The organism is Kitasatospora sp. NPDC094015 (assembly GCF_040304075.1).
Classification (GTDB): domain Bacteria; phylum Actinomycetota; class Actinomycetes; order Streptomycetales; family Streptomycetaceae; genus Kitasatospora.
The window spans coordinates 34,481-53,004 of the sequence record NZ_JBEOUL010000006.1; the positions used below are offsets into that span (position 1 = coordinate 34,481).

General features: G+C 73.4%; 18 protein-coding genes and 1 tRNA gene. 11 read left to right on the top strand and 8 right to left on the bottom strand.

The window, feature by feature from the left end:
* Window positions 1-42 precede the first annotated feature (42 nt).
* The 4 genes from ABT014_RS09665 (at window position 43) to ABT014_RS09680 (ending at window position 4,949) form a co-directional block, all read left to right on the top strand.
* Window positions 43-1,569 carry an NADH-quinone oxidoreductase subunit N gene (locus ABT014_RS09665; protein WP_350638142.1) on the top strand — a complete coding sequence of 509 codons (1,527 nt, stop codon included), beginning with the start codon at window positions 43-45 and terminating at the stop codon, window positions 1,567-1,569.
* Between the two features lie 128 nt (window positions 1,570-1,697).
* Window positions 1,698-2,555 (top strand): zinc metalloprotease HtpX, encoded by an 858-nt coding sequence (htpX, locus tag ABT014_RS09670; protein ID WP_350638143.1) that lies wholly within the window; start codon window positions 1,698-1,700, stop codon window positions 2,553-2,555.
* A gap of 148 nt (window positions 2,556-2,703) precedes the next feature.
* Entirely contained in the window at window positions 2,704-4,416 is a 1,713-nt protein-coding gene (gene ctaD, locus ABT014_RS09675) for an aa3-type cytochrome oxidase subunit I (RefSeq protein WP_350638383.1), read from the top strand.
* A gap of 131 nt (window positions 4,417-4,547) precedes the next feature.
* Window positions 4,548-4,949, top strand: a complete 402-nt coding sequence (locus tag ABT014_RS09680) for a YccF domain-containing protein (protein WP_350638144.1) — start codon at window positions 4,548-4,550, stop codon at window positions 4,947-4,949.
* A 40-nt stretch (window positions 4,950-4,989) separates the two neighbouring features.
* On the opposite strand, the gene ABT014_RS09685 is transcribed toward ABT014_RS09680, so the two are convergent.
* Window positions 4,990-6,333 (bottom strand): ankyrin repeat domain-containing protein, encoded by a 1,344-nt coding sequence (locus ABT014_RS09685; protein WP_350638145.1) that lies wholly within the window; start codon window positions 6,331-6,333, stop codon window positions 4,990-4,992.
* 119 nt (window positions 6,334-6,452) lie between these two features.
* On the opposite strand from ABT014_RS09685, the gene ABT014_RS09690 reads away from it, so the two are divergent.
* Both ABT014_RS09690 and ABT014_RS09695 read left to right on the top strand, forming a co-directional pair.
* Window positions 6,453-7,352, top strand: coding sequence for a phytoene/squalene synthase family protein (locus ABT014_RS09690; protein ID WP_350638146.1), 900 nt, complete (start codon window positions 6,453-6,455; stop codon window positions 7,350-7,352).
* Window positions 7,353-7,503: 151 nt separating this feature from the next.
* Entirely contained in the window at window positions 7,504-8,715 is a 1,212-nt protein-coding gene (locus ABT014_RS09695; RefSeq protein ID WP_350638147.1) for a S8 family peptidase, read from the top strand.
* Between the two features lie 134 nt (window positions 8,716-8,849).
* Here the strand turns inward: ABT014_RS09695 and ABT014_RS09700 are convergent, their stop codons facing one another.
* Window positions 8,850-9,731, bottom strand: a complete 882-nt coding sequence (locus ABT014_RS09700; protein WP_350638148.1) for a LysR family transcriptional regulator — start codon at window positions 9,729-9,731, stop codon at window positions 8,850-8,852.
* A gap of 187 nt (window positions 9,732-9,918) precedes the next feature.
* On the opposite strand from ABT014_RS09700, the gene ABT014_RS09705 reads away from it, so the two are divergent.
* The gene (locus ABT014_RS09705) at window positions 9,919-10,668 is read left to right on the top strand and encodes an SDR family oxidoreductase (RefSeq protein ID WP_350638149.1); all 750 of its coding nucleotides are present in this window, start codon (window positions 9,919-9,921) and stop codon (window positions 10,666-10,668) included.
* Window positions 10,669-10,797: 129 nt separating this feature from the next.
* On the opposite strand, the gene ABT014_RS09710 is transcribed toward ABT014_RS09705, so the two are convergent.
* The 3 genes from ABT014_RS09710 to mug form a co-directional block, all read right to left on the bottom strand.
* Window positions 10,798-11,427, bottom strand: a complete 630-nt coding sequence (locus ABT014_RS09710; RefSeq protein WP_350638150.1) for a 2'-5' RNA ligase family protein — start codon at window positions 11,425-11,427, stop codon at window positions 10,798-10,800.
* Window positions 11,428-11,435: 8 nt separating this feature from the next.
* Window positions 11,436-12,254, bottom strand: coding sequence for a tyrosine-protein phosphatase (locus ABT014_RS09715; protein ID WP_350638151.1), 819 nt, complete (start codon window positions 12,252-12,254; stop codon window positions 11,436-11,438).
* 135 nt (window positions 12,255-12,389) lie between these two features.
* The gene (mug, locus tag ABT014_RS09720; protein WP_350638152.1) at window positions 12,390-12,968 is read right to left on the bottom strand and encodes a G/U mismatch-specific DNA glycosylase; all 579 of its coding nucleotides are present in this window, start codon (window positions 12,966-12,968) and stop codon (window positions 12,390-12,392) included.
* Window positions 12,969-13,103: 135 nt separating this feature from the next.
* Here mug and ABT014_RS09725 point away from each other — a divergent pair, with 135 nt between their 5' ends.
* A complete protein-coding gene (locus tag ABT014_RS09725) occupies window positions 13,104-13,583 on the top strand; it encodes a hypothetical protein (protein WP_350638153.1) in 480 nt (159 codons plus the stop codon).
* Window positions 13,584-13,742: 159 nt separating this feature from the next.
* The gene (locus tag ABT014_RS09730) at window positions 13,743-14,390 is read left to right on the top strand and encodes a hypothetical protein (RefSeq protein WP_350638154.1); all 648 of its coding nucleotides are present in this window, start codon (window positions 13,743-13,745) and stop codon (window positions 14,388-14,390) included.
* A gap of 86 nt (window positions 14,391-14,476) precedes the next feature.
* Here ABT014_RS09730 and ABT014_RS09735 read toward each other — a convergent pair whose 3' ends face one another.
* Entirely contained in the window at window positions 14,477-14,965 is a 489-nt protein-coding gene (locus ABT014_RS09735) for a YajQ family cyclic di-GMP-binding protein (RefSeq protein ID WP_350638155.1), read from the bottom strand.
* Between the two features lie 215 nt (window positions 14,966-15,180).
* Between ABT014_RS09735 and ABT014_RS09740 the strand changes: the two genes are divergently transcribed.
* Window positions 15,181-15,261: transfer RNA gene (locus ABT014_RS09740), tRNA-Tyr, on the top strand.
* Between the two features lie 305 nt (window positions 15,262-15,566).
* The gene (locus tag ABT014_RS09745) at window positions 15,567-16,487 is read left to right on the top strand and encodes a LysR family transcriptional regulator (RefSeq protein ID WP_350638384.1); all 921 of its coding nucleotides are present in this window, start codon (window positions 15,567-15,569) and stop codon (window positions 16,485-16,487) included.
* Window positions 16,488-16,521: 34 nt separating this feature from the next.
* Here ABT014_RS09745 and ABT014_RS09750 read toward each other — a convergent pair whose 3' ends face one another.
* Together ABT014_RS09750 and ABT014_RS09755 are read right to left on the bottom strand one after the other, a co-directional pair.
* A complete protein-coding gene (locus ABT014_RS09750) occupies window positions 16,522-17,133 on the bottom strand; it encodes an RICIN domain-containing protein (RefSeq protein ID WP_350638156.1) in 612 nt (203 codons plus the stop codon).
* Window positions 17,134-17,197: 64 nt separating this feature from the next.
* On the bottom strand, window positions 17,198-18,460 hold the full coding sequence (locus ABT014_RS09755) for an amidohydrolase family protein (RefSeq protein ID WP_350638157.1): 1,263 nt from the start codon (window positions 18,458-18,460) through the stop codon (window positions 17,198-17,200).
* Between the last annotated feature and the right edge of the window lie 64 nt (window positions 18,461-18,524).

Genomic DNA, 18,524 nt, shown 5'->3' on the forward strand with positions numbered 1-18,524 from the left:
CTCAGCCACCCGACCGGCACTCACCTCCTGGGGCAGCCCGCCATGAGCACACTCGCCGTCACCGACCCGGGCAGCCTGATCCAGTCCGTCGACTGGGTGGCGGTCGCCCCGCCGCTGGTCGCCGCCCTGGCCGCGCTGGCCGTCCTGCTCGCCGACCTGCTGCTGCCCGCGCGCGGCCGCAAGGCGCTCGGGTGGATCGCCGTGGGCGGCCTGGTGCTGGCGCTCGCCGCGCTGCTCCCGCTCACCCGCGGCGAGGCCCGGACCACCTTCTGCCTGCCCGGCGGCGCCGGCTGCTCGTACGTGGCCGACCACTACGCGCTGGCCTTCCAGCTGCTCGCGCTCGGCGGCGCCCTGATCGCCGCGCTGCTGTCGCTGCACACCGTGGACGAGGAGCGGCTGCCCGGTGGCGAGTACTGGTTCCTGCTGCTCTCCAGCGCCGCCGGCGCCGCCCTGCTGCCCGCCGCCCGCGACCTGGCCACCCTGATCATCGCGCTGGAGGTGGCCTCGCTGCCGGTCTTCGCGCTGGTCGGCCTGCGCCGCGACGGCCGGGGCGCGGAGAGCGCGCTGAAGTTCTTCCTGTCCTCCGTCACCGCCACCGCCGTGATGCTGCTGGGCGTCAGCTTCGTCTACGCCGCCACCGGCTCCGTCCACCTCTCCGCCGTCGCCGACGGCCTCGCCCACGCCCCCGGGCAGCTGCGGCCGCTGGCGGAGGCCGGCGCGGTGCTCACCCTGGTCGGCTTCGCCTTCAAGGTCGCCGCCGTCCCCTTCCACTTCTGGGTGCCCGACACCTACACCGGCGCGCCGACGCCGGTGGCCGGCTACCTCTCGGTGGTCGGCAAGGCGGCGGGCCTGTCCGGCCTGGCGCTGGTCAGCACGGTCGCCTTCCGGCCGTACGGGCACACCTGGGGCCTGGCGCTCGCGGTGCTCGCCGCGCTCACCATGACGGTCGGCAACGTCGGCGCGCTGCGCCAGCGCTCCGACACGGCGCACAGCGCGGTGCGGCTGCTCGCCTGGTCCTCGGTCGGCCAGGCCGGGTACCTGCTGGTGCCGGTGGCCGCCGCCGGGTACGCCGGGTCGGGGGACCCGCTGGGCGCCACGGTCGCGTACGCGCTGATCTACGGGCTGGTCAACCTCGGTGCCTTCGGGGTGGTCGCGGTGGTCCAGCGCTCCGGGGCCACCCGGTTGGACGACTTCCGCGGCCTGTACGCCCGGGACCGCTGGAACGCGCTCGCGCTGGCGTTCTTCCTGCTCTGCCTGGCGGGTCTGCCGCCCGGCCTGGTGGGCCTGTTCGGCAAGGTGGTGGTGTTCCGGGCCGCCGTGGACGCCGGTCTCGGCTGGCTGGCCGTGATCATGGCCGCCAACGTGGCGATCGCGCTGTACTACTACCTGCTGTGGACCGCGAAGCTGTTCACCCCTGCGGCGTCCCCGGCCCCGGCCGCGGACGCCGCGCCGGCCCACCGGGTGCCCCGACCGCTGGCCGCCACGCTCGGTCTGACCGCGGTCGGCGCGGCCGTCCTGTCGGTGGCGCCGCAGCTGGTCCTCCAGGTGGTCTCCGGCAGCCTGTTCTGACCTGCCGCCCCGGGCGGGCCCGGGTAGCCTCCGGTGCACGAGGGAACGAACCCGGCCCACCCTGCCGTTGAGCTGGGCAGAGGGCTGGGACGGACGGCTTCCCACGCGCACCACATGGAGGGTCTGCCGTGCACCGCGGGCACAACGGGTTGAGGACGGCCGTACTACTCGGCGGCCTGTCCGCGCTGATCCTGCTGATCGGCAGCTTCTTCGGCCGCACCGGCCTGCTGGTGGCCCTGGTGGTCGCGATCGGCACCAACGCCTACGCGTACTGGAACAGCGACAAGCTCGCGCTGCGGGCGATGCGGGCCCGCCCGGTGAGCGAGATCGAGGCGCCGCAGCTGTACCGGATCGTCCGCGAGCTCTCCACCGCGGCCCGGCAGCCGATGCCGCGGCTGTACATCTCGCCCACCCCGGCGCCGAACGCCTTCGCCACCGGCCGCAACCCGCGCAACGCGGCGGTCTGCTGCACCGACGGCATCCTGCAGCTGCTGGACGAGCGCGAGCTGCGCGGCGTGCTGGGGCACGAGCTGAGCCACGTCTACAACCGCGACATCCTGATCTCCTCGGTGGCCGGCGCGCTGGCCTCGGTGATCATGTTCCTGGTGAACTTCGCCTGGCTGATCCCGATCGGCCGCAGCGACGACGACGACGGGCCCGGCCTGTTCGGGATGCTGCTGATCATGCTGCTCGGCCCGCTCGCCGCCGGGCTGATCCAGATGGCGGTCAGCCGCTCCCGGGAGTACCAGGCGGACGCCGACGGCGCCCGGATCACCGGGGACCCGCTCGCCCTCGCCGGCGCGCTGCGCAAGCTGGACGCCGGGACCCAGCGGCTGCCGCTGCCGCCGGAGCCGCAGCTCCAGACGGCCAGTCACATGATGATCGCCAACCCGTTCCGGCCGGGGGAGTTCGGGGCGAAGCTGTTCTCCACGCACCCGCCGATGCGGGAGCGGATCGCCCGCCTGGAGCAGATGGCCGGCCGCTAGGTTTCTCGTTGCGGGCGTTGCCCCGGACGGGCGTACCGCGGGCGGGCGGTCGGGCGCGTTCCGGGTGCCGGCGTGGCGCGGCTGGTAGTGCTGGGGCGGATCCGCCCCCGGAAGGTGCACCGCCGTGACGATTCTGCCCCAGGAAGACCTGCGCACCCCGCGCCGCCCACCGACCCAGCGCGGTCGCCGGCGGGCCGCCCGCCGGGCCCGCCGCGGCCGGGCCCTGGCGGTCTGGCTGACCACCACCGATCACAAGCAGATCGGCACGCTGTACATGGCCACCTCGTTCGGGTTCTTCCTGATCGCCGGGGTGCTGGCGCTGGTGATGCGGGCCGAACTGGCCCGGCCGGGGACCCAGATCCTCACGAACGAGCAGTTCAACCAGGCGTTCACCATGCACGGCACGATCATGCTGCTGATGTTCGCCACCCCGCTCTTCGCGGGCTTCGCCAACTGGTTCATGCCGCTCCAGATCGGCGCCCCGGACGTGGCCTTCCCCCGGCTGAACGCGCTGGCGTACTGGTTCTACCTGTTCGGCTCGCTGATCGTGGTGGCCGGCTTCCTGACCCCCGACGGGGCGGCGGACTTCGGCTGGTTCGCCTACGTGCCGCTGTCCGGGATCCAGCACAGTCCGGGCATCGGCGGCGACATGTGGATCATGGGGCTGGCGTTCTCCGGCTTCGGGACGATCCTCGGCTCGGTCAACTTCATCACCACCATCGTCTGCCTGCGGGCGCCCGGGATGACGCTCTTCCGGATGTCGATCTTCGTCTGGAACATCCTCTTCACCAGCATCCTGGTGCTCTTCGCGTTCCCGGTGCTGGCCGCCGCGCTGCTCGTGCTGGAGGCGGACCGCAAGTTCGGCGCCCTCGCCTTCGACCCGGCCAACGGCGGGGTGATGCTCTGGCAGCACCTGTTCTGGTTCTTCGGCCACCCCGAGGTGTACATCATCGCGCTGCCGTTCTTCGGCATCATCACCGAGATCATCCCGGTCTTCAGCCGCAAGCCGATCTTCGGCTACACCGGGCTGATCGCCGCCACCATCGCGATCACCGGACTCTCCGTCACCGTCTGGGCGCACCACATGTTCGTCACCGGACAGGTGCTGCTGCCGTTCTTCTCGATCATGACGCTGCTGATCGCGGTCCCGACCGGGGTGAAGTTCTTCAACTGGATCGGCACCATGTGGCGCGGCTCGCTCAGCTTCGAGACCCCGATGCTGTGGAGCGTGGGCTTCCTGGTCACCTTCCTGTTCGGCGGCCTGACCGGGGTGCTGCTGGCCTCCCCGCCGATCGACTTCCACGTCTCGGACAGCTACTTCGTGGTCGCCCACTTCCACTACGTGGTCTTCGGGACGGTGGTCTTCGCGATGTTCGCGGGCTTCTACTTCTGGTGGCCCAAGATGACCGGACGGCTGCTGGACGAGCAGCTCGGGGTGATCCACTTCTGGACCCTCTTCGTGGGCTTCCACACCACCTTCCTGGTGCAGCACTGGCTCGGCGCCGAGGGCATGCCCCGCCGCTACGCCGACTACCTCGCCTCGGACGGCTTCACCACGCTCAACACCGTCTCCACCATCGGATCCTTCCTGCTCGGCCTGTCCACGCTGCCGTTCCTGTACAACGTCTGGAAGACCACCAAGGACGGGGAGAAGGTCGAGGTCGACGACCCGTGGGGCTACGGCCGCTCGCTGGAGTGGGCCACCTCCTGCCCGCCGCCCCGGCACAACTTCGTCACCCTGCCGCGGATCCGCTCCGAATCGCCCGCCTTCGACCTGCACCACCCGGACGTCGCCGAATTCGACCGGCTGCAGAACTCCGGCGCCCTGCCCGTACCCCCGGCCGCCCCGGAGCAGCGGTAGGCGCCGCCCCGGGGTGTCACCGGCGCTGCTCGCGGCCCGACGCGGCGCGCACGATCGCACCCGTCCGGACGCGGGAAGGGTCAGATCCGCGATCGCAGGCGAGCCGGTGTCGTGCGTGGGAGGCTGATGTCATGACGGTGATACAAGGCATCCTGAACGTCCTCTGGCTGATCTTCTGCGGCATCTGGATGGCTATTGCTTATGCAATTGCCGGAATCATCTGTTTCATCCTCATTATTACAATTCCATTTGGAATTGCCAGCTTCCGCATCGCCGGGTACGTCCTGTGGCCGTTCGGCCGCTCGACCGTGGTCCGGGCGGACGCGGGCGCCGCGTCGTGCGTGGGGAACGTGATCTGGCTGGTGTTCGCCGGCTGGTGGCTGGCGCTCGCGCACATCGCGACCAGCATCCCGCTGTTCGTCTCGATCATCGGGATCCCGTTCGGCTGGGCCAACCTGAAGATGATCCCGATCTCGCTGATGCCGCTCGGCCGCGAGGTGGTCCCCTCGGACCAGCGGTTCGCCGGCTGGTAGCCGCTCGCCGAGCGCCGGTCCGAGGGACGCACCCACCCGCTCAGGGGTGGTGGCGCAGCTCGGCCCAGGTGCCGGCCGCGGCCGTCCGGGCGGCCGCGCGCAGCCGCGGGTCGGCCGAGCTCTCGGCCGACTCCAGGGCGACGTCCCAGGCGTACTCGTCGGGGTCGCTCTCCCGCAGCAGCCGCAGCAGCGGTTCGACCGCGCGCGGGTCGCCACGGTGGGCGAGCCCGCGGGCGGCCTCGGCGACCACCGGGACCGACGGGTCCGCCAGCAGCCCCGCCAGGGTCTCCCGGATCTCGGGGGTGTCGGCCTCCACCGAGGCGAGCGCGAAGGCCGCCCAGTCCCGGACGCCCTCGTCCGGGTCGGCCACCAGGGCCAGCACCGCGGCCATCGCCTCCGCGTGGTCGCCGGGCACCAACCCGACCAGGGCCACCGCGACGCTGTGCCGGACCGGGGCGTACGGGTGCCCGACGTGCCGGGCCAGCTCGGGCAGCGCCACCGGGTCGCGCTGGTGCCCCAGCCCGGCCAGTACCGACTGGAGGACCTCCGGGTCCTGCTCCTGGTCCGCCATCCGCCGCAGCAGCGCGACGATCCGCTCCGCGTACGGCCGCTCCCGCGACAGGTAGTCGAACTGGGCCAGCACGTCGACGCCGAACTCCCTGGCCCGCGGCCGGTCGTCGCCGCACAGCCGCTCGGCCGCCGCGTAGGCCTCCTCCCCGCCGCGGCGGTGCAGCGCCCGGACCGGCTCCCACCAGGCCGGGTGCTCGGAGTCCGGAGCGGCGAGGGCCCGGGCGGCCAGCTCGTCGAAGGGCGTGTCCACCCCGAGCGACTCCTCCAGCAGGCAGAGCACCGCCGCGTGCCCGTCCTGCACCTCGGCCCGGGCCCGGGGCGCGGGCCCGGCGTCGAGCTCGGCGACGATCAGCACGGTCTCGTCCGGCTGCTCCTCGCGGTGGACGCTCACCGGGCCCGGCCCGGCCGTCGCCAGCCGGCGGCGCAGCTCCTGCTCGGGGTCGATGCCCTGCCAGCGGCGGGCGAGCTGCGCGGGGGTGCGGCCCTCGGCGTCGGGGGCGAGCGGGTCGGCGCCGGAGGCGAGCAGCACCTGCGCGACCCCGAAGGCGCCCCGTTCGGCGGCGAGCGCCAGCGGGGCGCCCTGGTCCGGGTCGGCGCCGTGCTCCAGCAGCAGTTCGGCCATCAGGGCGTCGCCGGCCGCGGCGGCGACGGCCAGCGGGACGGCGGCGCCGGGGGCGGTCGGGCCGGCGGGGGTGCCGGCGGCCAGCAGCTCCTCGGCGTGCCGGCGGTCCCCGCCGCGTACCGCCTCGATCAGGGGTCCGCCGGCCGTCGGGCCTTCGCTTCGGCTGTCCTTGCTGTGGCTGTCCTCGCTCATGGGCAGCAGTGTTGCGCACCGTCACCCGGCGGCGGGGCAGGCCCGCCCGGGTGGATACGGTGGGCGCGGATCCGGGGCCCACCCGGCGCGATGCACCCCGCGAAGGAGAACCGGCCGCCTTGCCCAGCTGGCGCAGCACCCTCACCGCCGCCGAGATCACCGAGGCCCCGCTGCGGGCCGACTACACCGCCGCGGCCCGGCGGGTGCTGCGGCGCGAGCAGGCCCCGTACCTGGCGCTGCGGCTGCTGGCCGCGCCACCGCTGGTGCCGTACCTGGCGGCCGGGCTGGCGTTCATGAACCTGGTGGACGACGTGGCCGAGACCGGCTCGCCGGAGCAACGGCAGCGCGGACTGGCGGAGTTGGGCGCCCGGGTGGACGAGGCGCTGGCGACCGGGCAGAGCCCTGACCCGGTGCTGCGGGCGTACGCGCACGCGGTGGCCGTCCGGGGTCTGCCGGCGCACTGGGTGACGGACTTCCTGGCCGGGGCGGCGAGCGCGGAGGCCGCGTTCACGGGCTTCGAGGACGAGCCGGACTTCCAGGCCTACCTGGACGCCTACGCCTGGCCGGGGGTGGTGGTGTTCACCGGTCTGCAGTACCGGGGCGGCCCGGACGAGGCGGCGGCCGCGGGGTGGCGGCGGTTCGTCGACGCGGCGCAGCGGGTGGACTTCCTGGCCGACCTGGCGGGGGACCTGGCCGACGGCCGGCTCTGCATCCCGCGTGCCCGGCTCGCCGAACACGGCGTGACCCGGGCCGAGTTGGAGCAGGGGCGGGACGGCGCCGGGGTGCGGGCGCTGCTGGCCGACCAGTGCGCGCGGGCCCGGACGGCGCTGGACGCGGCGGCGGACGTGGTCGAGCTGGCGGACCCCGGCCTGCGGGCAGTGGGCCGCATGATGACGGAGCTGATGGCGCACCAGCTGACGGCGGTGGAGCGGGCCGGCGTGCGGGCGCTGCGCCGGGACGTCGGCTACGGGGTGCTGGCGCCGCTGCGGATCCTGGGCCGGGCGCGCCGGAGCCGGTGAGGCGGACCCCGGGCCGGTGACTGGGCCGATGGCTGGGCCGACCGGGTCGTAGAACTCAAGTGCGATAGGTCCGTGGACGAATCATCAGGTGATCGTACGTCCGGCGAGCTCTCGTCCGGAGCGATCCCACCTTCGTCCGAACGGAGTCACCATGCGACCTTCCGCGCGCCGCGCGTCCGCCGCACTCGTCCTTCTGGTCCCGCTCGCCGTCGCCCCCACCGCTGCGGCGGCCGGTGCCCCGACATCCCGGGCGACGCCCGCGCCGCTGTACCGGTCGGCCCAGGCGATCCCCGGCCAGTACATCGTCACCCTGAAGAAGGACGTGACGGGCGAGCCGGGCGCCTTCGCCGAGACGGCGCTGCCGGGCGTGCAGACCCTCTTCTCGTACACCAGCGCGCTCAACGGCTTCGCCGCGCGGCTCACCCCGGCCCAGCTGGCGGCCGTCCGGGCGCTGCCGAGCGTGGAAGCCGTCGAGGAGGACGGCGTCGCGACCGGCACGCCGGTCACCGGGAGCACGGCGCCCGCGGCCGGCCGGCGGGCCGCGGCCGCGAGCTGGGGGCTGGACCGGATCGACCAGGCCTACCTGCCGCTCAACCAGCAGTTCAACGTGAACAGCACCGGCAAGGGCGCCGTGGTCTTCGTGGTCGACTCCGGGATCGACCTGACGCACAGCGAGTTCGGCGGACGGGCGGTGGCCGGCTTCGACTCCGTGGGCGACGGCCGTGCGGGCACCGACTGCAACGGTCACGGCACCCACGTCGCCGGCACCGTCGGTGGTGCCACCTACGGTGTCGCACGTGAGGCCACCCTGGTCAGCGTGCGCGTGCTGGGCTGCGACAACCGGGGCAGCTGGTCCGGGATCATCGCCGGCTTCGACTGGGTCGCCAAGAACGCCAGGCCCGGCGCCGTGCTCAACGGCTCGCTCGGAGGTGGGCGGACCAACGCGGTGAACGCCGCCGCGACCGCCGTGTCCGACCGCGGCGTCCTGCCGGTCATCGCCGCCGGGAACGACGCCGTCGACGCCTGCGGCGTCTCCCCGGCCAGCGCGGCGCGGGTGCTCACCGTCGGCGCCACCGACCACAACGACCAGGAGGCGAACTTCAGCAACTTCGGCCCGTGCCTGTCGATGTACGCCCCCGGAAAGGCGATCGTCTCCGCCAAGCTCGGCGGCGGCTCGGTCGCCCTGGACGGCACCTCGATGGCCAGCCCGCACGTGGCCGGGGTGGCGGCGCTCTACAAGGCCAGGAACCCCGATGCGAGCAGCTCGGACGTCGCACAGTGGCTGTTCGAGCAGTCCACCAAGGACACGCTCGCGGTGACCAAGGGCTCGCCCAACCGGCTGCTGTACACCGGCGGCCTCTGAGGACCGGGTGGGGGTGCCCCGCGCGGCCACGGCGGCCGCGCGGGGCACCCTCACGGGCGGGCCCGGTGCTGCGGGGCCCGGTTTGCCGGGTGGCCCGGTTGAGCTGGGTGGCCCGGTTGAGCTGGGTGGCCCGGTCAGGCCGGCGGCCGGCCGACCCGGATCTCGCGGGCGAGCAGTTCGGCGAAAGCGGTGGTCAGGCGGTCCGGCCGGGTGCGGGTGTACGCGGTCAGGGTGCGCCGCACCGGCGGCTCGGGGTGCCGGACCGCGCCGTCGAAGCCCGGCGGCAGCATGTTGGCCGGGACCAGGGCAGGCCCGAGCCCGGCGGCGGCGAGCAGCGGTGCGGCGGCGGTCTGCTCGGTCCGGACCGCGATCCGGGGCCGGAACCCGACCGCGCCGCAGGCCTGGTCGAGCACCTCGGCCAGCCCGTTGCCCGGGGCGTAGTGCACCCAGTCGCGTTCGGCGAGCTCGGCCAGCCGCACCGGCCCCGCCGCGTCCTCCCCGGCCGGCAGCACCACCACGAACTCCTCCACGCCCAGCTCCCGCACCGGCCCCTCCCAGTCCGCCGGGGCCGGCCCGACGGCCAGGTCGGCCTGGCCGGCGGCCATCGCGGCCCGCAGCAGATCGGCGTGCGGGTACTCGCGCAGCCTGATCCGCACCCCCGGATACCGCTCGCGCCAGCTGCGCAGCACGGCCGGGACCGGGCCGATGCTCACCGAGTACACGGTGGCGACCTCCAGTTCGCCCTCCTCGAGGCCGGCGGCGCGGGCGGCGGCCGTCCGCAGGCGTTCGGCGTCGGCCAGCGCGGCCCGGGCGTGCGGGAGGGTGGCGCGGCCGGTCGGGGTGAGCCGGACGGCGCGCGGCAGGCGCTCCAGCAGCGGGCCGCCGACGCTGCGCTCCAGCGCCCGGATCTGGTGCGAGAGGGCGGGCTGGGTGACGTGCAGGCGCTCGGCCGCGCGGGTGAAGGAGCCGGTGTCGACCACCGCCACCAGGTATTCGAGCTGTCGCAGCGTTGCCATGCAGGGAGTTTATGGCAAGGAGAGAAAAGAGTCCTTGGACGCATGGGTGCTGGTCGGCGCAGGCTCGTGGGGACAGTTCCGACCGTTCCGCACCGCTTCGAGGAGTCGATCCATGGTGTCTCCGTCCGTTTCCGCCGCCGTTGACAGCCGTTCCGCTGCTCCTGCGCCCGCCGTCGCTCCGGGCGCCGTGCCCGGCGCGAGGTCGCTCGCCGGGCGCCGGGTCGTCGTGATCGGCGCCGGCTCGCACACCGGCCGCGCGCTCGCACTGGCCGCCTCGGCAGCCGGCGCCGACCTGGTGCTGGCCGGGCCCGACCCGCGCAAGCTGGAGTGGACCGCCGGGGAGCTGGCGGGCACCGGGGCCGCGGACCTGCCCGGCCGGGTCGAGGTGGCCCGGGTAGATCTGACGGACGAGGCGTCGATCGCGGAACTCGCCGCCGTGGTCGGCCCGTTCGACCACCTGGTGTCGACCGCCGCGATGCCGGCCAACGGTCCGCTGGCCGAGCTGGAGCCGGCCGCCGTCCGGCGGGCCTTCGACGCCAAGGTGATCGGTCCGCTGCTGCTCGCCAAGCACCTGGCCGGGCAGGTGGCCGAGGGTGGCTCGTTCACCTTCTTCTCCGGCGTCGCCGCCTGGCGCCCGGCGCCCGCGCGCACCGTGATGGCGACCACCAACGGGGCGCTCGCCTTCCTGGTGCAGGCGCTCGCGGTGGAGATCGCGCCGGGCCGGGTGAACGCCGTCTCGCCGGGCATCGTCGACACCGGCAGCTGGGACGGCCTCGGCGCCGGCAAGGAGGGCTTCCTGCGGACGGTCGCCGAGCGCAACCCGGCCCGGCGGGTCGGCTCGGTGGACGACCTGGTGCAGGCGGTGCTGTTCGCGATGCTCAGCCCGTACGTCACCGGCACGGTGCTGCACGTGGACGGCGGGGGGCGGCTGGTCTGACCCGCGGCTTCGCAGGCGCCATGGCCGACTGTGGTGGTACCGGCGACCGTTGTGCCGCGGGTGAGGTTGCCACCGCTACGGACCACCGGCGCCTGGGGGCGGCCGATGCTCCTGGACGTGATCGTCGCCCTACATGCCCCAGCTCTTGAGCGGTCGGGCGGCGGTGCCGTTGTTTCCGAGCTGGTAGATGCTGATGCCGCGCACGGAGAAGGTGAGCGGGTCGAGCGGCTCGGCTTCGAACACGGTGAGGTCGGTGAGGGTGGCCAGGCCGACGGTGATGTGGGGGAGGTAGTTCTCGCCGCTGTGGTCGGGAACGTAGTTCTCGATGTACGTGAGGGTGGGTGTGTTGATGTCGGGCTCGGCATCGGTGCGGACGTAGGCGTCCGCGGTGCCGCCGCTGCCGGTCCAGGGCCGCAGGGCGTCGATGAGGCGGGCCTGGAAGTCGAGCACCTCGGGCCCGGGTTTGACGACGATCGCGGCCAGCCCGATCGAGGGCTGCACCTCCATGTGGGCGATGCTGTGGGTGGTCAGCTTCAGGGCCGAGAGGTCCACCGAGGCGACCACGCCGTCGATCGCGGCGTACACCTGGTCGAGGGCGGCGGCCTGCACGTAGCGCTGCAGCGTGGTGACGTGCGGCTGGTGGTGCTCGTCGAGGGCGAAGCCCGTCGGCGCGGGGACGCTGGTGAGCATGCGCGCGTTGACCTGCTTCGCGAGCGCGATCATGCTCTCGTCCGGGTTGAGCAGGACGTCGACTGCCATGAGCTCGTTCATTCGGACTCCACGAGGGAAGAACGCAGCCGGTCGATGGTCGCCGTGTCCAACCGGAGGCCGTCGGAGAAGTACCCGTCGATGCTCCGATACCTGGTGACCATTTCGTCCCGGGCGGCGTCGAGGTACTCCTTGCGGACGCCGAGGACGGGCTGCAGGAGCTCCGGGTCGCCGCCGACCGAGGCGAACTTGTCGATCGTCGGCTGCAGCGAGGGCAGCAGCTGCTCGTTGGTGAGCAGATAGTCGGCGAGTACGTCGTCGTCGTCGACGCCGAGCAGCATCAGCAGCGCCGCCGCCGCCCAGCCGGTGCGGTCCTTGCCCGTGGTGCAGTGGAACAGCGCCGGCCGGTTCTCGTCCTTCGCGATGGCGTCGAAGAACTGCCGGAATCCGGCCGTCGCACTGGGCAGGGACAGGAACTCGCGGTAGCTGGCCTCGAACATCTTGACCGCCTTGCCCCCTCCGAGCATCTGCTCGGCGCCCTGCGGATCGCCCATGACCTGCAACAGCTGGGCCGGTCCGGCGCCGGCGTGGTCGGCGAGGACGTCGACGATGACGTACGCGACGCCGTCCGGGAGCAGGTTCGCCTGTGCGGCCCGTTCGTCGTCGGTCCGCAGGTCGTAGACCGAGCGGATACCGAGCGCGGCGAAGGAGGTCGCGTCATCGCCCTGGAGCGTGGAGAACTCGGCCGACCGGAACACCTGTCCGCGGACGACCCTCCCGCCGGGCGTCGCCCACCCGCCGAGATCACGCAGATTGGGCACCCCGCTGATCGGAATCGCCTGGCCAGGGGTAGGAGGTGTCATGGCGAGGCCCTTCATCGCTCGCTTGCCCCGAGTCCAGAGCAATCGTAACGAGACGGTCGTCGGCCCCGCGCCCCGAGACGGTCGTCGGTATCCGGAGGCCGGTATCCGTAGGCCGGGGCCGAGCCGGCCACCTGCCTTTCGGGCGGCCGGTCAGGTGGGGCCGGGGCCGTCCCCGTCCGCGACCGCCTCGCGCAGGGTGCGGAACTCGGCCGCGATCCCGTCCAGGCTGTAGTGCGCGTTGAGCCCACTGGGGTTGGGCAGGACCCAGACCCTGGTCCCGCCGATGACGTGCTGCTGCGGCCCCACCACGGCCTTCGGCCGGGCGAAGGCGGTCCGGTACGCGCCGATGCCGAGCACCGCCAGGGCCCGCGGCCGCAGCCGTTCCACCCGCGCGACCAGCTCGGCGCCGCCCACCCGGTACTCCTCGGGCGTCAGCTCGGCCGCCTTGGCGGTGGTCCGGGCCACCACGTTGGTGATGCCGAGGCCGAGCGCGAGCAGTTCCTGCTGCTCGTCCGGCCCGAGCCGGCGCGGGGTGAAGCCGGAGAGGTGCAGCGCGGGCCAGAACCGGTTGCCCGGCCGGGCGAAGTGCCGGCCGGTCGCGCCCGACCACAGGCCCGGGTTGATGCCGCAGAACAGCACCCGCAGCCCCGGCGCCACCACGTCCGGGATGGTGGTGTCCTGGGCGGCGGCCAGTTCCTCGGGGGTGGGGCGGTACGCGGTCCTCGTCACCCGGCCCACTCTGCCGTACCGGCGGCCCGGGACGCAGTCGTACCGGGGCCCGGGGCACTGCCACAGGCCGGCCGGCTGGATATCCAGTTCGATTAATCTGCTGCCCCGGGCGGGCCCGATGCGGAGAATGATGAGATGTCATACGAACTGAACGCGATGGCCGCGACCACCGAACTGCTCAACGTGGTGGCGGCGGAGGTACCGGTCGCGCGGGTCGTGCGACTGGAGCAGGGGCTCGCCGTCATCCCCATGACCGAGCGGCTCCACGCCGCCCTGCACCAGCCGGCCGCGGCCGGCCAGGAAGGCTTCGACCACTTTCCCGGCGGGCTGGGTCGCCGGCTGGAGGCCTGGTCCCAGTCGGCCCCGATCGCCTACCTGGAGGCCGCCTACTTCGGCGGTGAGGGCAGCCAGAGCGCCGCCGTCTGGATCGACGGCCGGATCGCCCTCGGCCCGCTCCGGCTCGCCGAGGACGACCCCGACGCCGCCGAGGGCACCCCGATCTCCCAGGCGCTGCGGCGGCTCGGCGCCCGCGGCGGGCCCGGCCTGGACGAGTTCGAGACGGTCGGGCTCGGCCGGCGCCGGCACATGGCGGACTGGATCGCGGCCGCCGGCTGACCCGGTCGACGGGCTACGGGAGGCGGCGGGAGGCGGCGGCAGCGCCTACGAAGCGTCACGCACCGTTCGGCGTAGCTGCGGTCGCCGGGGTGCGGGGGCTGGCCCAACGTGTGGTGCAGGCGAGATGCCTGAACTCCACCGAAAGGAAACAGCTTTCCCATGCGTGCCATCCGGACGGCCGCCGCGCTGACTGCAGCAGTGGGCCTCACCTCAGTCTCCCTGGCGACCGTCGATTTCGCGTACGCGGCCGAGGCCGCCCCCGCGACCACCGCCCGCACCGTCGCGGCCGCCCAGCCGTTCCCCGGCGTGGCGGCCCGTCCCGCGGCCGTCCAGGCCCAGCCCCGGGACGCCGCCGGCGCGCTCGGCAGCGTCCTCGGCCTGGTCAACAGCATCCTCTCGCTGGTCACCTCGTCCGCGGGGGCGCCCGACCCGGCGGACCTGCAGAAGAAGGTCGACGAGCTGACGGCCGCCGTCACGGGGCTGGTCAGCAGCCTGACGGGCGGCCTGCCGGTCGACCTGCCGCAGCTGCCGGTCGACACCCCGGAACTCCCGGTGGACACCCCGGACCTGCCGGTCGACCTGCCGACCGGGACCACCCAGCAGTCGGTCACCCAGCAGCCCGGCGCCGCGCAGCTGCCGGCCGGTCAGCTGCCGGCTGCTCAGCTGCCGGCCGCGATGCCGGCGCAGGCGGCCGAGGCGCTGAAGAAGGCGCAGCAGGACGTGGCCGCGCTGGTCGCGAAGGTCACCGGCGCCGCGGGCGCGATCGACCGCGGCCACGCCGTACCGGACTTCACGGCGCGCCACTAGCCCACTGCGGCGGCAACGCCGGAGGCCCCCGGACCGCGTACGGTCCGGGGGCCTCGATGCCGCGCCGCGTCCTCGGGACGCCGGGGTCAGCGGTAGTTCACGAACTGGATCGCGAAGTCCAGGTCCTTGCCCTTGAGCAGCGCCTGGATGGCCTGCAGGTCGTCCCGGGACTTGGAGCTGACCCGCAGCTCCTCGCCCTGGACCTGGGCCTTGACGCCCTTGGGGCCCTCATCGCGGATGATCTTCGCGACCTTCTTGGCATCGTCCTGCGTGATGCCTTCCTTGATGTCGACGGAGATCTTGTACTCCTTGCCGGACAGCTGCGGCTCGCCGGCGTCCATCGCCTTCAGGGACAGGTTCCGCTTGATGAACTTGTCCTTCAGCACGTCCAGGATCGCCTTGACGCGCTCCTCGCCGTTGGCCTTCATCTCGATCTTCTCGCCCGAGCGCTTGATCTCGGCGCCGACGTTCTTGAAGTCGAAGCGGGTGGAGATCTCGCGGGAGGTCTGGTTGATCGCGTTGTCGACCTCCTGCCACTCGACCTTCGAGACGATGTCGAAACTGGAGTCGGCCATGGGTGTTGGTCTCCTTGTGGTACTGGCTTCACGGTCAGGGGCCACCCTCCCGGACGGCCGCCGCCCCAGCCTATCCAGCCCCGCCCCCGCCCCGCGGCCGACAGCCTCGACCCGCCCTTGATCACCACCTGACCAATCGAGTGGCGGAGCACCCCCGTCCATCAGGTATCGTTTACGACGTCGAACGGGGCAGCCCCCCGCGAGACACCATCCCTGGCTGGTTGCCCGAGCGGCCAAAGGGAGCAGACTGTAAATCTGTCGCGCAAGCTACGCAGGTTCGAACCCTGCACCAGCCACCGGATAGCAAGAAGGGCCCTGGCCAGCGGAAACGCTGATCAGGGCCCTTCTTTTTGCATGTCGGTCGAGCTTCGCGAGCGAGGCCGGTTCGGGATGTGTCGCGCTGGCCGGTGCGTGGCGACGACACCTCATGACGGCCGGCTGCCACCGCACCGAGATGATCATCCTGAACCGCGCCGACGGTCCGGGCGGACGCGCTCCTCGACCAGCCCACCCACCCGAGCCGACGCTCAACCTGACGGCACTGCCGAAGCGCCCAACTGTTAACAAAGAGTGCATGCTTTCCGCTCGTATAGTGACCGGCATGCAATTGGACTTGAACCTGCTCACGGCCCTCGACGCGCTGCTGGAAGAGGGCAGCGTGGCCGGAGCCGCAGAGCGGCTCCACGTCACCGCGCCGGCGATGAGCCGATCGCTGGGCCGTATACGCAAGGCCACCGGTGACCAGATCCTGGTTCGCACCGGACGCCACATGACGCCCACCCCTCGCGCGCTGGCCATGCGTACGGAGGTCCATGGCCTGGTGCAGCAAGCTCACCAGTTGCTGTCCTCCCGTACGGACCTCGACCTGGCGGGGCTGGAGCGGGTGTTCACCATTCGCTTGCACGACGCCCTCACCACCGCCTGCGGGACCGCTCTCGTCGCCGCGGTGCGCCGCCAGGCCCCGAAGGTGAGGATGCGTCTCACGGTCGAGCCGGGTCACGACAGCCCCGAGCTGCGTCGCGGCGAGGTCGATGTGGCCTCCAGCGCCGGACCGCCGCCCCAGCCCGACATCCGTCACCGGCTCATCGGCCAGGACAGGATCATCCTTGCGCTCCGACCGGGACATCCGCTCACCGAAGGGCCGGTGACCGTCGAGAGGTACGCGGCCGCTGATCACGTGACCGTTTCCCGACGTGGAGAGCTGCGCGACCGGGTCGACGACGTCGTCGCCGCCCTCGGCCACGAGCGCCGTGTCATCGTCTCCGCCCCTGCGACGGACACCGCACTGCAACTCGCCCGTGACACCGACGTCGTGGTCACCCTCCCCGAAGCGGTCACCCGCTCCGCCCGCGACCAACTGGGCCTGACCATGGTGCCGTTGCCGTTCGAGCTGCCGCCCGTACCGCTCTATCTGCTCTGGCACCAGCGCTACGACGACGACCCCGCCCACACCTGGCTGCTCAACCTGGCGACCCAGACCCTCCGGGACCTGTTCGCCACTCCGGATGCTTCCGACCGGTAGCGTTCCATCCGGAAGCCGACTGACGTGGTGTCGGTCAGCGGGTCGGGGCGAACGGGTACCAGATCTGGTTGTTGCCGTTCCAGCAGTCCCACTGCTGGGCGGGGGCGCCGTTGTCGGTGCGGCGGCCGTCGATCTCCAGGCACCTGCCGCTGTTGCCGTTGCGCAGGACGTAGCCGGTGCCGGGGACGTGGGTCCACGACCACTGCTGGTTGGCGCCACCGGTGCAGTCCCACTGGCGGGCCGGTGCGCCGTTGTCGGTGCGCCAGTCGGCGATCTCCAGGCACTTGCCGCTCTGCTCGTCGACCAGGGAGCCGGCGGGACCGACCGTCAGGCTCCACCGCTGGCTCGCGCCGTAGTGGCAGTCCCACTGGCGGGCCGGTGCGCCGTTGTCGGTGCGCCAGTCGGCGATCTCCAGGCAGTGCGGGCCGCTGGCGACCCCCAGGACGACGACGTTCGGTACGGCAGTCGGGTGAACGAGGAGCCGGCTGCGCCGGCGGTGGGCGCGCCTGCCGTGAGGGCGAGACCTGCCCCGAGCAGGGCTGCGGCGATCCGGGACTTGAGAGCCATGGTGGTGGTACCCCGTCGGAAGAAGTGTGAGGGCCGGTGGGCTGCCGCACGACGCTCGCGGAGCCGTTCGGGCCCACACCCTAGTGGCGCGCCCCGTGTCGTCCCAGCGGGTCTTCCGCGGCCCCGCATGGGTCGGCGCGGGGTCAGGTCTGGTTGGTCTGGCGGGGGAGGGCGAGGGCGACGGTGTCGGCGAACTCGCGGACGGCGCTGGTGCGGCTGACCACGCGGCCGCTGTGGACGACCAGGCGGCTGTGGCCGCCGGCCAGGGCGCCGCGGAGGCTGTCGCCGCGGATGGCGAGCAGTTCGGCGGGGAAGCCCGCGTCGACCCGGACGGCCGGCAGGCCCAGGGTGAGCCGGGCCTGGCTGCTGACCGCGTCGTAGGCGGCCTCCGGGCTGAGCGTGCCGCTCGCGGCGAGCAGGAAGGCGGCTTCGAGCGGGTCCGCCCGGCCGACCGGGTTGGCGAGGTCGCGCAGGCTGCCGCCGCCGGCCGCCAGCGGCACCCGAGCGTCGGTCAACTCCCGTGCGAGGGTGGGCCGCAGCCCCTGGGGCGGGCCTTCCAGGCCGGTGCAGCCGCCGTTCTGGGGCAGGCAGACCACCCGTACCCCCGCGGAGCCGAGCAGGTGCACGCCGTTCGCCGGCAGGGCGCTGCACGGGCCGAGTGTGACCCGGGGCCGCAGCGGCGCCAGCACCCCGGTGATGCGGGCCAGTTGGGCGAGGTCGCGGCCGGTGGTGTGCAGGTCGACCGGGCAGTCCGCCTCGCGGGCGGCCTCGACCAGGGTCTGCGCGTACCCGACCGGGTCCGGGTCGAGCTCCGGGCAGCCGCCGGCCGCGGTGGCGCCGAGCTTGAGCGCCTCGCGCAGCTGGGCCCGCCCGTCGGCGCCGGCCCGTCCGGTGAGCAGCCGGGGCATCGCGACGGTCTGCAGGTCGGCCAGCCCGCTCAGGGCCTGCCGGGCGACCAGGACCGCCTCCAGCCGCCCGAGCCCGTGCACGTCGCCGATCCGGACGTGGGTGCGCTGGGCGGTGGCGCCGTAGCCGAGCGCGGTGAGCGCGGCCTCGGTGACCCGGCGGACCAGGTCGGCCGGGTCCGCCGGGGGGCCGGCGGGCAGCGCGGCCGTGAAGGCGGTGTCGTAGTGGCCGTGCGGTTCGGCCGGGGCCGGCAGCAGCAGGTAGCCGGCGAGGTCGATCCGGGCGCCGGTGGTGACGGCGGGGCGTCCGGGCACCACCGGCAGCGGTCCGAGGCTGCCCGCGGTGCCGACGGCCTGGATCCGGTCGCCGCTGATCCGGACGTCGACCACCCGCCCGTCGGCCAGCCGGGCGTTGGTGAGCAGCAGGACGGGTCCGTGGCCGAGCGGGTTGGTGGCCGGGCCGGGGTGCGGCTCCTCGGCTGGTGCGCTGTCCGCGCTCATCGGCCGGCTCCTCACTCTCCGGGGCGCTCGGCCCCCGCTGCTCGGGCCCCGCGCGCTCTGCGGC

Coding starts and splice junctions, on each gene's coding strand:
- ABT014_RS09700 (WP_350638148.1), bottom strand. CDS start 9,731: ATGGCAACGCTGCGACAGCTCGAATACCTGGTGGCGGTGGTCGACACC.
- ABT014_RS09680 (WP_350638144.1), top strand. CDS start 4,548: ATGACGGTGATACAAGGCATCCTGAACGTCCTCTGGCTGATCTTCTGC.
- ABT014_RS09715 (WP_350638151.1), bottom strand. CDS start 12,254: ATGAAGGGCCTCGCCATGACACCTCCTACCCCTGGCCAGGCGATTCCG.
- ABT014_RS09710 (WP_350638150.1), bottom strand. CDS start 11,427: ATGGCAGTCGACGTCCTGCTCAACCCGGACGAGAGCATGATCGCGCTC.
- ABT014_RS09735 (WP_350638155.1), bottom strand. CDS start 14,965: ATGGCCGACTCCAGTTTCGACATCGTCTCGAAGGTCGAGTGGCAGGAG.
- ABT014_RS09665 (WP_350638142.1), top strand. CDS start 43: ATGAGCACACTCGCCGTCACCGACCCGGGCAGCCTGATCCAGTCCGTC.
- ABT014_RS09695 (WP_350638147.1), top strand. CDS start 7,504: ATGCGACCTTCCGCGCGCCGCGCGTCCGCCGCACTCGTCCTTCTGGTC.
- ABT014_RS09755 (WP_350638157.1), bottom strand. CDS start 18,460: ATGAGCGCGGACAGCGCACCAGCCGAGGAGCCGCACCCCGGCCCGGCC.
- ABT014_RS09730 (WP_350638154.1), top strand. CDS start 13,743: ATGCGTGCCATCCGGACGGCCGCCGCGCTGACTGCAGCAGTGGGCCTC.
- ABT014_RS09725 (WP_350638153.1), top strand. CDS start 13,104: ATGTCATACGAACTGAACGCGATGGCCGCGACCACCGAACTGCTCAAC.
- ABT014_RS09745 (WP_350638384.1), top strand. CDS start 15,567: ATGCAATTGGACTTGAACCTGCTCACGGCCCTCGACGCGCTGCTGGAA.
- ABT014_RS09685 (WP_350638145.1), bottom strand. CDS start 6,333: ATGAGCGAGGACAGCCACAGCAAGGACAGCCGAAGCGAAGGCCCGACG.